Genomic DNA, 15,157 nt, shown 5'->3' on the forward strand with positions numbered 1-15,157 from the left:
AGATTTATTTTAACGTGTAGAGTGATCTTTAAGGATAATATGGTCAAAATACTCTACGGTGCAGCTGATTAAATCATGGCGTTCATTGAAAGAAATGACCACCTGACCTTCAAGTCGGGTGGCTTTTTCATTGGGAATTGACTGCAAAAGAAACGAAATTCTTGAAACGAGTTTAAATAATATTCCCATGAGGTGACAATGTCCGCCAAATCATGTAAAATAATCGGGAGTTTTATCTGGAAGGTGGATGTTTGGCATGTCAACGATTAATAAGATTGCAGAACTAGCAAAAGTATCTCGTACTACGGTGTCCAGAGTGATTAATGATTCTCCGAATGTGAGTGATGCGGCGCGGAGTCGTGTTTTGAAGGTGATTGAGGAGACGGGGTATGTTCCGAGTGAACAGGCAAAATCATTACGTACGAAAAAGACCAAGGTCATCGGTGTCATCCTTCCAAAAATAAGTACGGAAACATCTAGTAAGATAGTGAGTGGGTTGGATGAAGTACTTGCTCCATTTGGCTATCAAATCCTACTAGCTAGTACGAATCTACAAAAAGAAAAAGAAATTGAATTTCTTCATTTATTAAAAGTCCGTCAAGTAGACGGAATCATATTAGTTGCAACCAATGCAGATGAATCACTCGTGAAGGAAATTCTTCAACTAAAGAAGCCGATGGTAGTGATTGGCCAAGAAATTCCCGGGGTTTCGAATGTCCTTTATGGTGACTATCATGCAGCAAGAGACCTCGTTTCGCTGATGATTAATAAAGGTCATAAAAAAATTGCTTTTATTGGTGTGGATGAATCGGATGTTGCTGTTGGAGTAAAGCGAAAAAAAGGCTACTTGGACGTAATGCAAGAAAATAAATTAACCATAGAGGATCAATGGATTCAAAAAGGTATTTTTGATATTGATTCCGGTTATGATGCTATGAAGAAAATTTTGGATAAATCAACGACTATTCCTACTGCAGTGTTTGCTGTAACAGACAGATTAGCGATTGGTGCTATGCAATGTTTGAAAGAAAAGGGCTTTGTTATTCCAGAAGATATTGCAATAACTGGAATCGGTGCTTCAGAACTATCTCAATACGTTACTCCTTCATTAACTACGGTAGATTATTTAAATAAACAGGCTGGACGTGAGGCTGCTAAAATCATTTTGCAGTCAATCCAACAGGAAGAATATAGTATAAATAAAATAAATTTAGAGTATAGACTTATCGAAAGAAATAGTTTATGATGTGAATGTAATCGATTCCAAAGATAGTTTTAAAGAATTGGAATCGATTCCTAATGCATTCTATATTTTTTTATCTTAAAATGTAATCGATTCCAATATTTTTTTATTGAATTTTGGAATCGATTCCGCGAGCAATTTATTTATATAATTCTTAGGAGTGAAATTACATGTCAGAATATCAGAAAATCGCTGAGGATATTATTGATGCTATTGGTGGTAAAGACAATATTTTATCTGCGGCACACTGTGCAACACGTTTACGCATCATGGTCAAAGACAAAGACAAAATTGATCAGGATCGTATAGAAAACATTGAAAAAGTGAAAGGTGCTTTCTTTAACTCAGGCCAATACCAAATCATTTTTGGGACAGGTACGGTTAACCGAGTTTATGAGCAAATTGAAAAGCTTGGAATATCAGCAGTGGCTAAATCGGATCAAGCAAAAGAGGCTGGAAAAAGCGGGAATGCGGTACAACGAGCAATTCGTTCTTTCGGTGACGTCTTCGTTCCAATTATTCCTGTACTAGTTGCGACTGGTTTGTTCATGGGATTACGAGGCCTGGTGATGCAGGAGGAAATTCTTGCTTTCTTTGGAATGACACCAGATGATGTATCACAAAATTTCCTTTTATATACACAAGTTCTTACGGACACCGCGTTTATTTTCTTACCTGCATTAATTGCATGGTCGGCATTTCGTGTATTTGGGGGCACCCCGATTATCGGGCTTATCCTTGGTTTAATGCTTGTTGGACCTGCCCTGCCAAATGCCTGGGGCGTAGCTGGGGGAGAAGTTGATCCCATTATGTTCTTTGGTTTCATCCCAGTTATCGGCTACCAAGGATCTGTAATCCCAGCTTTCATAGCAGGTCTTGTTGGAGCAAAGCTTGAAAAAGCGATCCGTCGCCGTGTTCCAGAAACATTTGATCTAATTTTAACGCCATTTTTAACATTGCTTGTAATGAGTGCTCTTGCACTATTTATGATTGGACCAATCTTCCATATAGTAGAAAATGTGATTTTATCAGGGACGGTAGCCGTTTTGGAATTACCATTGGGAATTAGCGGCCTTCTAATTGGCTTCTTTCATCAAATCATTGTTGTCACTGGAGTTCACCACATTTTCAATCTTCTTGAGATTCAACTTCTTGAAGAGTTTGGCAACAACCCATTTAACGCTATTATTACATGTGCCATTGCCGCTCAAGGTGGAGCAGCTTTAGCTATTGGTTTAAAAACAAAATCGAAAAAATTAAAGGCACTTGCGGTACCATCGGCCTTTTCAGCATTCTTAGGAATAACCGAACCAGCAATTTTCGGGGTAAACTTACGCTATGTAAGACCATTTATAATGGGGCTTATCGGTGGAGCAGCCGGCGGTTTATTCGCTTCTATCGTTGGATTAAAAGCAACAGGAATGGCAATCACGGTTATCCCTGGTACTTTGCTTTACTTAAACGGACAAATCGTTCTTTATCTGTTAGCAAACATCATTTCAATTGGAGTGGCCTTTGCCTTAACTTGGACATTTGGTTATACAAAAAAGCTAAGACAGGAAATTGAGAATAACTAAAAACACAAAACAGGGCAAAGGATTTCTTTGCCTTGTTTTATTCATAAGGAGTTATAACATATGAAAAAAGGAATCATTAGTCTCGGCGAAGCATTAATCGATTTTATTCCGATGGATCAGGAAAACATTGTCTATCAAAAATGCCCTGGAGGAGCACCAGCCAATGTCGCAGTGGGTCTTGCTAAACTAGGAGCAGAATCGATGTTTTTAGGGAAAGTAGGAGAGGACGTTTTAGGTCGGTTTTTAGTTGATACTTTAGCCAGTTATGGTGTCGACCCATCGGCTATCTCCTTAACAAAAGAAGTGAGAACAGGAGCCGTTTTTGTTACCCTTGCAGAAAATGGCGAGCGCAGCTTTGACTTTTATATTAATCCTAGTGCCGACCAATTTTTACAGGAGTCTGAAATCAGGTTTGATTTTTTTGCTGATAAAAAAATACTCCACTTCGGCTCGATTTCGCTAATTAATGAACCGGCTAAAAGTGCAACAAAAAGGGCTGTGAATACAGCAAAAGATATGGGAATGCTAATCTCCTATGATCCGAATTTAAGGCTAAATCTTTGGAAAGATGAGGAAACTGCAAAACGTACAATAATCAGTATGCTGCCGAAAGTGGATGTGCTAAAGGTTTCGGAAGAAGAACTGGAATTCTTGACTGGTGAAAGGGATATGGCGACAGGAATAAGTAATTTAAAGTCATTTAATATTCCTTTAGTAATTGTGACACTTGGTGAGAATGGTAGTATTCTTGCATTTGGAAATGAGACGATTACGGTACCAGCTATGAAGGTCCAAGCGGTCGACACAACTGGGGCGGGTGATGCATACGTTTCGGGGATTCTTTATTGTTTGAACGATTTTACCGAGGATATTTCAAAGCTTTCTATGGAACAAATTCAGTATATGGCGAAGTTCGCTAGTATTGCTGGGGGATTAGCAGCTTCGACAAAAGGTGCAATGAGCGGACTGCCTGACTTGAAAATTGTAACAGAGTATTTGAGCAGAACAGACAACAAGGAGTTGCAGGGATGATGGATTTCCGCACAGACCGTGAAAAGCAATTGATGAAAGAGGCAGAGGCAGTTGTACAAAGGCACTCTCAAGTAGTGAAGGCTGATCCGAATCGGCTTACCTATCATCTTATGCCACCAGTTGGATTACTCAATGATCCAAACGGATTGATTTATTATAAAGGTGTATACCATGTTTTCTTCCAATGGAATCCGTTTGCTACTGAGCATGGGGCGAAATTCTGGGGGCATTACACCACTACTGATTTAGTAACTTGGAAGCTTGAACCGATTGCTCTTGCCCCAAGTGAATGGTTTGAAAAGAATGGCTGCTATTCTGGTAGTGCAATTGAAAAAGATGGGGAAATGTTCCTCTTTTACACCGGAAATGTGAAGGATGAAAATAACAACCGCGAAACCTTTCAGTGTGTTGCTGTTTCAAATGATGGTTTTTCATTTCAGAAAAAAGGACCTGTTGTCACCCTGCCTGAATGTTACACCGCTCATTTTCGAGACCCAAAAGTGTGGGAGAAAAATGGGAAATGGTATATGGTAGTGGGTGCGCAAAGTCTTCATGGAGAAGGTGAAGTGGCGTTGTTTTCTTCATTGGATCTTGAAAACTGGAAATTCCATGGTTCCATAGCTGGATCGAAAATGAATGGTTTGGATGAATTCGGCTATATGTGGGAATGTCCGGATTTATTTTCACTGGATGGAGCGGATGTTCTAATTGTATCTCCGCAAGGACTTAACGCAGATGGTTTTCTTTATAACAATTTATATCAGTCGGGTTACTTTATTGGAAAGTTAGATGAAATAGAAGCGACCTATGAGCATGGCTCATTCACGGAACTAGACCGTGGCTTCGATTTCTATGCCCCACAAACCATGCTAGATGATGAAGGAAGAAGAATTCTAATTGGTTGGATGGGCGTTCCTGAGGAAAATGAGGAAGATCATCCGACAATCCAACACCAGTGGATTCACTGTATGACCTTGCCACGAAAGCTTGAGCTAAAAGAAGGAAAGCTCTATCAGACACCAGTCGAAGAGCTTAAGAAATTACGAAAAGAACAGAGCCTGAATGAAAAAATTGAGGTGTGCTCAGATAAAGTTCAGTTACCCAGCGTAAAGGGAGCAGCTATTGAACTAGTGATTCAGGACATTCAAGGAGAATTCGAAAGCTTTGAAATCTCATTTGGCGATGCATGTCGATTCGTGTACGATGCCAATGAACGTTTGGCAACATTAGAACGAAAGAGGTTTAAGGAAGACTCTTTCGAATCGAGAACATGTAAACTTGACTCTTTAGAAAGCCTGCAAATTTATAAAGACACCTCTTCCATTGAACTATTTTTGAATGAAGGACAGGAAGTATTTAGTGCGAGGGTATTTGGGACTGTAGATGACCAGTCTATTGCCTTTGCTGCTGATGGTGGTGGAAGATTTAAGTTAAGTATTTGGTGCCTGTCTTCCAGCACTATAAAGCGTTAAAGAACTTAATGTCGAAAAGGCCATGCATATTTGTAGGGCCTTTTTGACATGGCAATTTAGAGAAAGTGTAGAGAGTCTATTGTTTCTCTTTAAATAAGCAATTCTTACAATGCTTCTACTTATGTCAGAAAACTGGGACAAGAACCCACCCTCTGCCTTGTTCTAATGGTATACTAGAGATAGAATTATAGATATACGTACATTTCAGCAACATATTGTAGCGAAAGTAGGAGTGACAGGTGACCTTTAAGAAAAAACAATTGATTGGATTAGGAATAACGGTCTTTTTCCTTGTAATATTATTATCTGTGATTCTTTTAATGACCAGTTCCATGAAAGCAAACATGTTGGAAATAGTAGAAGACCGCTACTATAAAGTAAATAAAGCCACAGATATTAGACAGTTATTCTATGAAACGGATAGACAGATATTATTTGTTATTAATAGAAGTGAATCTGATAACATCGAACGAAACCTTGAAAATCTTGAAGAAAATCGCCAGGTAGTTCGAACTCAACTTATTGAGCTTGAGGCAGTATTGGATAAAAATGATACGAAAATACTTATGAGTAAGATGAAGGAAGAATATGCAGCTTATTGGGAAATGGAGCAAGATATCATTACTCAGATTAATGAGGGTGCTACTAATGATCAATTGCAGAGTATCTACTCTAATCATCGGGATAACCGAGAAGCGCTACTTCTGGATATTTCTGAATTTAAATTCTTGCAAGAAAGCTATATGGACGAAATTTTACAAGACGCGAACGAAACCTATCAAAACATGGTTACCTTATTATTTGTGGCTGTAGCTTTCTCCTTGATAGTAATTATTACAACTACACTTTGGGTGGTTCGCAGTACAAACCAACGATTAGACGAAGTGAAAAAAGGTATTACAAATATTGATTATGATAACTTGACTTCCTTACCTAGGTTAAATACTGAAATTAAGGACGAAATAGGCGAGATTTCGAAGGCCTTTAACTCGATGGCTTCCTCTATTGAGTCTTATCATGTGAAAGAAAAGCAGTACACAGAAGAGATTGGAAGACAGAATTGGATCCAGTCGAATTCTGCAGATATTATTAATCTATACCATCGCAACGTTGCGGTCGACTCCCTTGCAGAGAAGTTTATTGCGACCATTGCACCTTTAGTGGATGCAAAGCTTGGAGCATTCTATCTTTTGGATGGAGAAGGAAAAGGTACTTCGTTTAGAAAGATTGCTACTTATGCAGACGGAGCGGAAGATGTGGGTGGAGAAGCGTATAAGCTACGTCAAGGATTAATCGGTCAAAGTGCATGTGATAAAAAATCGATTCTTCTTGAAGATATACCGGATAATTATTCTGTTGTCACAACAGGTCTTGGTACTATTAAACCGAAAAGTATTATTATTGCACCTGTTATCATCAAGGATGAAACTATTGCCGTTATTGAACTGGCAAGTTTAACGACGTTTACGAAAACGCATCTTCAATTGGTAAACAAAGTACTAGAAACACTTGGTATTGCGATTACAAATATTCTTGGCAGGATGGAAGTTGAGAGATTGTTAGCGGAGTCACAGGCTCAAACCGAGGAATTGCAATCACAATCAGAGGAATTACAGGCACAATCGGAAGAACTTCAAACTCAATCTGAAGAATTACGGATGATCAATGAGCAGTTAGAAGAGCGCTCACGTGATGCCGAGCTGAAGTCAGCTGATCTTCAAAAAGCAAAAACAGAACTGGAAGAGAAAGCGAAGCAGCTTCAATTGAGCTCCAAATATAAATCGGAGTTTTTGGCAAATATGTCTCATGAACTTCGTACGCCATTAAATAGTATTCTTTTATTATCAGAAATGCTTGTAGAAGACTCAGAAGATATGCTAACAAAGGAACAAAAGGAATTTGCTCAAGTAATCAATTCTTCTGGACAAGATCTACTAAACTTAATTAATGATATTTTAGATTTATCCAAAGTGGAAGTAAAGAAGCTGGAAGTGATGTTTGGGGAAGTGAACATTGAGGAGTTCGGCAACCGACTAGATCAACAGTTTACTCACATTGCCAAGCATAAAAAGCTTGATTATGAAGTAGTAGTTGGAGAAAATCTTCCAGACGTATTCTATACTGACGAGCAACGCCTGCAACAAATAGTGAAGAATCTCCTATCTAATGCCTTTAAGTTTACGGAACAAGGTACAATTTCTGTAAAGATAGAGAAAGCAGAGAAGAGAGATTTACTAAGGGCGAAACCAGAAGTTCAAGCGGATACTTGGTTGAAAATCTCCGTTTCTGACACTGGAATTGGTATTCCCGATGATAAAATGAGCCTTATTTTTGAAGCGTTCCACCAAGGCGATGGCGCAACCATGCGAAAGTACGGCGGCACTGGCCTCGGATTATCGATTTCCAAGGAATTTTCGCGTTTGTTAGGTGGGGTCGTGCAAGTGGACAGTGAAGAGAAAAAAGGTAGCACCTTTACGTTACTGATTCCAAGTTTACCAAAGGGGATGCCTCAACGCGACGAAGTAGAGGCTGCTTGGCATGAGGTTTCCACCACAAGTGAGAAGAAATTGATGGAAGTAAAAAATAGTGCGTTTGATATTAATCAAACAAAGGAAGTAGCTGCTACAATTCAAACAGAAACTGCCGATATTTCTAATATTCTTAAGGGTAAGACAGTAGTAGTGGTGGATGATGACCATAGAAATGTCTATGCCTTGAATAATGCACTAAATAAAGAAGAGATGAACATTTTGACGGCCGAAAATGGACTGCAATGCTTGGATATTCTACATGAAACAGATCATGTAGACATAATTTTAATGGATATCATGATGCCGATTATGGACGGGTATAAAGCAATAACAACCATACGGAATCTGGAAACACATAAAGATGTTCCAATTATTGCCTTAACTGCCAAAGCAATGAAGGGCGATCGTGAGAAATGTCTGCAAGTTGGAGCGTCTGATTATATCAGCAAACCACTGAAGCTTGATCAGCTTTTATCTGCGATGCGGGTTTGGGTAGCAAATAAATAGGATATACAAGAGAGGGGAACGGTTGCGCATCTATTTATAGAAGTAGCCGTTTCTTTTTGTAATAATAGAGTACACGGAGGACAGGTTATTGTGCACAAGCAAGCAATAGAATTAGAGTTGTTTTTAACGGCAATTTATCGACTATCAGGGTTTGATTTTAGAAAATATATGCAATCATCTATTTTACGACGAGTGGAGAATAGACTCCGTTTGGAAGGATTATCGAATATGAGCCAATTGACGGAAAAAATAATCCATCATGATAGTTATCTTAAGAAGGTTTTAGATGACTTTTCGATAAATGTGACGGAGATGTTCAGAGACCCTTCTTTTTTTCTAACATTCCGCAAGAAGGTTATTCCAAAGTTAAGGGAGTTGCCTGAAATTCGTATCTGGCACGCTGGTTGTTCTTCTGGAGAAGAAGCCTATTCCATGGCGATTCTTTTGGAGGAGGAGGGGCTTGGACATAAAGCGAAAATTTATGCTACTGACATGAATGAGAAGATTTTGGAAAAGGCGGAAAAAGGAATTATCTCGTTTTCCAAAATGCAAGCATATACGACGAATTATATTCAAGCTGGTGGCAAAAATTCATTTTCAGAGTACTATCATACCGACCATCAATTTGCTTATTTTAAAGAAGAACTGTTAAAAAGAATTATTTTTGCCCAGCATAATTTAGTGACAGATCGCTCTTTTAATGAATTCCACGTCATCATTTGTCGAAATGTCCTCATCTACTTTAATATGGATTTGCAAAATAGCGTTTTGAGATTGTTTCAAGAGAGTTTGAGTACGGATGGCTTTTTAGGGCTGGGTAGTAAAGAGGCATTACGTTTAGATGTACATCCTGGAATTGAAGAGTTTGACGGTTGTCAAAAGATTTATCGTAAAAAAGCTGAGATGTAAGGGGTGTAGGTTGCTCCGTTTCTCAGCTTTTTTTTATTTAGAATGCTACCCTGAGTAAAAGGTGATTCCTTTGACACTCTAAAAACGCCAAAACAGGGGAATTGGTGAACGATTAGGAGCTGATCGTGCCCTCAAAACAAGAAAAACGAAAAATCGGGTAACGATGAAGCGCCGATCGTGCCCTCAAAACAAGAAAAACGAAAAATCGGGTAACGATGAAGCGTTGATCGTGCCCTCAAAACAAGAAAAACGAAAAATCGGGTAACGATGAAGCGCCGATCGTGCCCTCAAAACAAGAAAAACGAAAAATCGGGTAACGATGAAGCGTTGATCGTGCCTTCAAAACAAGAAAAACGAAAAATCGGGTAACGATGAAGCGTTGATCGTGCCCTCAAAACAAGAAAAACGAAAAATCGGGTAACGATGAAGCGTTGATCGTGTCCTCAAAACAAGAAAAACGAAAAATCGGATAACGATGAAGCGTTGATCGTGTCCTCAAAACAAGAAAAACGAAAAATCGGATAACGATGAAGCGTTGATCGTGTCCTCAAAACAAGAAAAACGAAAAATCGGGTAACGATGAAGCGTTGATCGTGCCCTCAAAACAAGAAAAACGAAAAATCGGGTAACGATGAAGCGTTGATCGTGCCCTCAAAACAAGAAAAACGAAAAATCGGGTAACAATGAAGCTCCAATCGTACCCCAATAACGCCATAATCGAGAAATTAAGTAAGCAAAACAAGCCCACATACAGGGCTTGTTACTCGCATTACAAAAACAGAAAGGTATTACCCACATTTGTAAGTAGAGCAGGGAGACAAATTGCTAGTTTTCATAACCTACGCACCTGTGGAAATCTCCCTTAACACTATCCTGTTAATCTGGCTTGGCTTGTTCCCCTCAGCCCTCGTCATCTCGCTTGTACAAACACAACACACATATCATCGGCAGCTTCTCCTTGCTGATCAACAGGTAATACAAGATTAATAGGCTCTGGGACGCTTTCGATTTCCCATAGTTTGGATGCGGTCTTAACGAATTGTGGATATTGATTGATGCCAACCTTCTCCATCGTTTCCACGACTCCATCGGTATACAATAGCACCTGCACAGAATTGTTATAGGAAATGGTCGTTTTTTTGATATCTATCTCTTCAAAAAAGCCGACCGCACAAGTACGGTTAGAAAGCTCTATTACCTCTTCTTCATCGACTAAAGCAAAGCCTGCAGGATGCCCGGCATTCACATATTCTAAGGTTTTCTTATCGGTATCTATTACTAGATAGATAGCCGTAAAATAATAGGGAATTTGCTGATTGCGCAGGTTTAGGGTATACATCCAGCGATTCAATTCGCTCATTACTAGCTTAGGATCGGAGCAAGTTCGGATCGAATCTCGGAGTACAGAGGAAATAAACATGCACACTAGGGAAGCGGAAATTCCGTGCCCCATCATATCCAGTAAAATAACCGCATATCTGGAATCATCGATTTTGTACCAATAATACATATCTCCTGCCAATTTATAGGCTGGTATGTAGGAAGCCCTTATCGTCAGGTGATCCTCCTTGATAGGTTCACTTAAAAGGCTGTTTTGAACCTGCATGGAGAGGTCTAATTGATTTCTGATTTTCTCATCATGCTTTTTGTTTTTATCCTTTTCAAGCTTTAGGCGTAATACAACTCTTATACGCGCCAGTAGCTCTGTCTTGTTAATTGGTTTCATTACATAATCGAGCCCACCAGCATCGAGCGCTTCCGCCATTTTGTTGGAATCCTCCAATGCTGTTACAAAAATAATCGGTATGTCTTTTAAGTGAGGAATCCCTTGTAGCATTCTGCAAGCTTCAATTCCGTCGATTTCAGGCATCATGATATCCATTAATATAATATCAACCGGCATCTTTAACGGAACCGGCTTTTCTAAATTCAAGTACTCAAACATCTCTTTCGCAGATGTAAAGGATAAATAATCCTTATAGCCCGCCCTTTTTAAGATATTCTCGATGACAAACAAATTTACTTGATTATCATCCACAATCAAAATGCCCATACATCGTTTCTCCTCTATGTAAACGTAATAATACTGCACGAACTTTATATCCAAGCTTGTTGTAGAACATGCCCTGCTTAAAGGATACATGTAATTATATTGTAGCGTTTTTGGCGATGACTGTCACTTTTCGGAAGTGTATTTCCTCTGCTTCTGAAATAAGGATTAGTGTTTTTTAGCATCCAAACTTTAGGGGATTAGTCTGAAAATAGTTATCCGCTAATGTCTGAACTATGCATTCGACGAAGCAATGTGTTAAAGTTTAGGGGGAATAGAAAAAATATGGTCCGTAATCGGCATACCTACTATTGAAGGGGTGTTGTTTTTGCGTTCAGGAAAAATTTCATTCCGTGTAGCTAGTCGAGAATTGAAAAATTGACTAAGGTTAAAATAGTCTTAATAGAAATAAAAATGGAGATGTGTTTTATCATGAAAATTACAGTTGCAGGTACTGGTTATGTAGGATTATCGAATGCAGTATTATTAGCACAACATAATGAAGTAGTCGCGATCGATATTATTCAAGAAAAAGTAGATATGATCAATAGAAAAGAATCACCAATCGCGGATAAGGAGATAGAGGAATTCTTAACTAAAAAAGAGTTAAATCTTATTGCTACAACAGATAAAAATGTGGCATACCAAGATGCGGAATTTGTTATCATTGCGACACCAACGGATTATGACCCGGAAAAAAATTATTTCAATACAAAATCTGTAGAGAACGTCATTGCGACGGTTTTGGAAATTAAACCAGATGCTGTGATGGTAATTAAATCAACAGTTCCCGTAGGTTTTACAAAAGAGGTCAAAGAAAAATACCAAACAGACAATATTATTTTTTCACCAGAATTTTTGCGTGAAGGACAGGCATTACATGATAACTTATATCCATCAAGAATTATTGTTGGAGAGAGATCCAAGCGTGCGGAAAGGTTTGCTGCTCTTTTAAAAGAAGCTGCCATTAAAAAAGATGTTCCGGTTCTTTTTACTGATTCCACGGAAGCAGAAGCAGTGAAATTATTTTCCAATACTTACTTAGCCCTTCGCGTTGCCTATTTTAATGAGCTTGATACGTATGCTGAATCGAAAGGGCTGGACACCAAACAAATTATTGAAGGTGTAGGTTTAGACCCGCGAATAGGTGACCATTATAATAATCCTTCGTTTGGGTATGGTGGATATTGTCTTCCCAAAGATACGAAACAATTAAGAGCGAACTATGAAGATGTTCCTAATAACATCATTGGAGCAATCGTCGATGCAAATACGACGAGAAAAGATTATATCGCATCCAAAATTTTAGAAAAGAATCCAAAAGTAGTTGGTGTATATCGACTAACGATGAAAACCAATTCTGATAACTTTAGAGCATCATCTATACAGGGTATAATGAAAAGAATTAAATCAAAGGGTGTCGAGGTAGTCATCTATGAACCAGTTCTTCAAGAAGATACTTTTTATAGTTCTAAAGTAATAAAGGATTTAGAGGAATTTAAACGTATTTCCGACATCATCGTTTCCAATAGACTCGATGAAAATTTGGTTGATGTAGAGGATAAGGTGTATACGAGGGATTTGTATAATAGAGATTAAGGTGACAGGCACCACTAGAATTTTGGCTATAGATTCTTTTATTTGAACGTAAAAAAAGCAGGTAGGATGAATGTGTCCTAGCCTGCTCTTTTATTTTAATAACCTTGATTAATTATGGGTGTTTTCATTGGTGTCTTTTTTTCTAAGTTACTTTGTAAAAAGTTGTCTTTTTTGATGACTTCGACGCCGGTAGTCAGTTTGGTTGTATCTGCTAGAAACACCTCTGACAAAATAACCATATCGTTTTTGTTTTGGTGCATAGTTTGAATGTCTCCATGAGTGGATAAGGCACCGATTGGTCTGAAGCTCTGATAATCATATGCAAACATTAACCCGTTTAGTCCAAGGTAAAAGTTCTTAAGAGTATCATCGAATAGCATATCGCTAAACTCGTAGTCTAGTTCGCTATGATAGTTGAGGCTAGACCCTTGGAAAACATAGCCACTATTATTAAAGATATAGTGGCCATCAGGAGAAATTTTGATTTTCGTTCCTAATGGATAATCTCCATGATATGGCGAGTCTCGGTATCCAGTTATGATCCCAGAAGATATTTCATAAAGAAAAATATCCCTTGGAGAGAGCTGGGTGTCAATGGCATAAATTTTATTCTCACTGGAATCTAATTCAATGGAAGTAGACTGATAGATTCCTTTGGATGATAACTCTTTTCCGTTGGAGTTATAGCTTATAAGAGAAGTATGCTGACCAGAACCGCCAGCTACATAGATGAACCCTTCGCTATCGACTACTATATCAAATGGATCCAAGTTAATTTCTAGTTTTTTATCTAGTTTAAATGTGTCGCTATTGATAATGGCAATTGCTCCCTCTTGATACTGATCCCAATAGGAACTATGCTCTCTCTTTAATAATGCAACATATAGCTTATTATTAGCAAAATAGATACTTTCTGGTTTTTCCTTAAATTCTATTGTCTGAACTTTTCCGGTTTCATAATTTAATGCCCGAATTAATTTATCTTTACTATTCGTATAATAAATGATTGGTTTCGTAGGATGAATAGTAGAATCTACAATGTCTTCTTTGATGATTTGACGGAGATCACTATCGACAAAAGCGCTGGAATCCCATACTACATCTGAAGAAACTGCATTTTCCCCACCAATCACAAAAATGTTTTCATAGCGATTTACACTAAAATGCTTTTCCACCTCGGATACTACTTTAGTAGGGTGAGATAAAATGACATTAGCATTTAACACTTTTGATAATCCTGAAGCGGTTACAGCGTCGGGATAATCTTCCTTAGTACTACTAACAGAAGTTCCTCTTACAATAATAGCGCTCTCTGTTAGATTTTTATTCAGTGATTGAATATTAGTATCAAATCTATTTTTTCCGGATATCCGTTTAACTTTAATGCCTTTTTTTGAAAGTTGTGAGGCTACATTATTTCCGATGACCTTATCTCCACCGTAAATGGTCACTTCTTTAATAGTTTTTGGTAATTCTATAGGTATATTTTTATCCGTTGCTAAATAAATTGGAATTCCCTCAATTGCAGAGGTGCTGGAAGCTGAAATAGCGTCTGCAACGGTGTAGCCGTTTACAAGAATTGCTTTTGAATATGTGTCGGTGTTTGCTGTTTTATTGATATTTGCCGCTGTTTCAAATCGGTCTTTACCTGATATCCGTTCTACATTATAACCTTCTTTTTTTATTGATTTTTCAATCTCGATACTAATAGCAGAATTACCACCGAGAAGGAATACTTTACTTACCTCTAATCGTCGCATTTCCCTGATTACATTTTGAGGTAAGGAGTTCGTGTAAGTTAATAGAATAGGGGCTTCTTTTTTTCCAGATAAACTAGCTGCTGCTAATGCATCAGCAGGATTGTCTGCTCTGGCGATAATTAAGGTATCAGATGTATCCCATCCGGCCTCAGAAATCGCAATAGCTGTGGAAATTCTATCATTTCCGGCTATTCGGTAATAATCACTTACTGCCAATGTCTCTTTTGGAAAAAGAAACACTGTAAAAGAAAAGAGCATAACCAACAACATAGACAAAATTTTTCTCATAATTCATTTTTTCCCCCGTTATTCATTTTAAATATATAAGTACTGCTCATAATTATAATCGGGAGGGGAGTGCTTGTCATTACTTTTTGTGACGCTTATAACATGCCGTTAAATGGAAAATGAAAGCGCTCGAAATTTTTAATTTTTCATGTTTTAGGCTCATCTTTGGCTGTTTCTCTCTACTTAATG

9 protein-coding genes are annotated in these 15,157 nt (G+C 38.2%); 7 read left to right on the plus strand and 2 right to left on the minus strand.

Features of this window, described 5'->3' with window-relative positions; translation table 11 throughout:
* Window positions 1-256: 256 nt before the first annotated feature.
* The 6 genes from BK580_RS02505 to BK580_RS02530 all read left to right on the plus strand — a co-directional run bounded on the left by BK580_RS02505 (window position 257) and on the right by BK580_RS02530 (window position 9,271).
* Entirely contained in the window at window positions 257-1,246 is a 990-nt protein-coding gene (locus BK580_RS02505; protein ID WP_078378807.1) for a LacI family DNA-binding transcriptional regulator, read from the plus strand.
* A gap of 167 nt (window positions 1,247-1,413) precedes the next feature.
* The gene (locus BK580_RS02510) at window positions 1,414-2,820 is read left to right on the plus strand and encodes a sucrose-specific PTS transporter subunit IIBC (protein WP_078378808.1); all 1,407 of its coding nucleotides are present in this window, start codon (window positions 1,414-1,416) and stop codon (window positions 2,818-2,820) included.
* Window positions 2,821-2,880: 60 nt separating this feature from the next.
* The gene (locus BK580_RS02515; RefSeq protein ID WP_078378809.1) at window positions 2,881-3,852 is read left to right on the plus strand and encodes an aminoimidazole riboside kinase; all 972 of its coding nucleotides are present in this window, start codon (window positions 2,881-2,883) and stop codon (window positions 3,850-3,852) included.
* Window positions 3,849-5,324 (plus strand): glycoside hydrolase family 32 protein, encoded by a 1,476-nt coding sequence (locus BK580_RS02520; RefSeq protein WP_408055233.1) that lies wholly within the window; start codon window positions 3,849-3,851, stop codon window positions 5,322-5,324. Before BK580_RS02515 ends, BK580_RS02520 begins: the two co-directional genes overlap by 4 nt.
* Before the next feature lie 239 nt (window positions 5,325-5,563).
* Complete coding sequence (locus tag BK580_RS02525; protein WP_078378810.1) at window positions 5,564-8,362, plus strand: ATP-binding protein; 2,799 nt, start codon at window positions 5,564-5,566, stop codon at window positions 8,360-8,362.
* A 90-nt stretch (window positions 8,363-8,452) separates the two neighbouring features.
* Complete coding sequence (locus tag BK580_RS02530) at window positions 8,453-9,271, plus strand: CheR family methyltransferase (protein ID WP_078378811.1); 819 nt, start codon at window positions 8,453-8,455, stop codon at window positions 9,269-9,271.
* Window positions 9,272-10,181: 910 nt separating this feature from the next.
* Here the strand turns inward: BK580_RS02530 and BK580_RS02535 are convergent.
* On the minus strand, window positions 10,182-11,324 hold the full coding sequence (locus BK580_RS02535; protein WP_078378812.1) for a SpoIIE family protein phosphatase: 1,143 nt from the start codon (window positions 11,322-11,324) through the stop codon (window positions 10,182-10,184).
* A 429-nt stretch (window positions 11,325-11,753) separates the two neighbouring features.
* On the opposite strand from BK580_RS02535, the gene BK580_RS02540 reads away from it, so the two are divergent.
* A complete protein-coding gene (locus BK580_RS02540) occupies window positions 11,754-12,920 on the plus strand; it encodes a nucleotide sugar dehydrogenase (protein ID WP_078378813.1) in 1,167 nt (388 codons plus the stop codon).
* Between the two features lie 95 nt (window positions 12,921-13,015).
* On the opposite strand, the gene BK580_RS02545 is transcribed toward BK580_RS02540, so the two are convergent.
* Window positions 13,016-14,968 (minus strand): cell wall-binding repeat-containing protein, encoded by a 1,953-nt coding sequence (locus BK580_RS02545; RefSeq protein ID WP_078378814.1) that lies wholly within the window; start codon window positions 14,966-14,968, stop codon window positions 13,016-13,018.
* Between the last annotated feature and the right edge of the window lie 189 nt (window positions 14,969-15,157).

Source organism: Sutcliffiella halmapala, assembly GCF_002019665.1.
In the GTDB taxonomy this organism is placed as follows: Bacteria; Bacillota; Bacilli; order Bacillales; family Bacillaceae_I; genus Sutcliffiella_A; species Sutcliffiella_A halmapala.

Coding starts and splice junctions, on each gene's coding strand:
- BK580_RS02505 (WP_078378807.1), top strand. CDS start 257: ATGTCAACGATTAATAAGATTGCAGAACTAGCAAAAGTATCTCGTACT.
- BK580_RS02510 (WP_078378808.1), top strand. CDS start 1,414: ATGTCAGAATATCAGAAAATCGCTGAGGATATTATTGATGCTATTGGT.
- BK580_RS02515 (WP_078378809.1), top strand. CDS start 2,881: ATGAAAAAAGGAATCATTAGTCTCGGCGAAGCATTAATCGATTTTATT.
- BK580_RS02520 (WP_408055233.1), top strand. CDS start 3,849: ATGATGGATTTCCGCACAGACCGTGAAAAGCAATTGATGAAAGAGGCA.
- BK580_RS02535 (WP_078378812.1), bottom strand. CDS start 11,324: ATGGGCATTTTGATTGTGGATGATAATCAAGTAAATTTGTTTGTCATC.
- BK580_RS02540 (WP_078378813.1), top strand. CDS start 11,754: ATGAAAATTACAGTTGCAGGTACTGGTTATGTAGGATTATCGAATGCA.
- BK580_RS02545 (WP_078378814.1), bottom strand. CDS start 14,968: ATGAGAAAAATTTTGTCTATGTTGTTGGTTATGCTCTTTTCTTTTACA.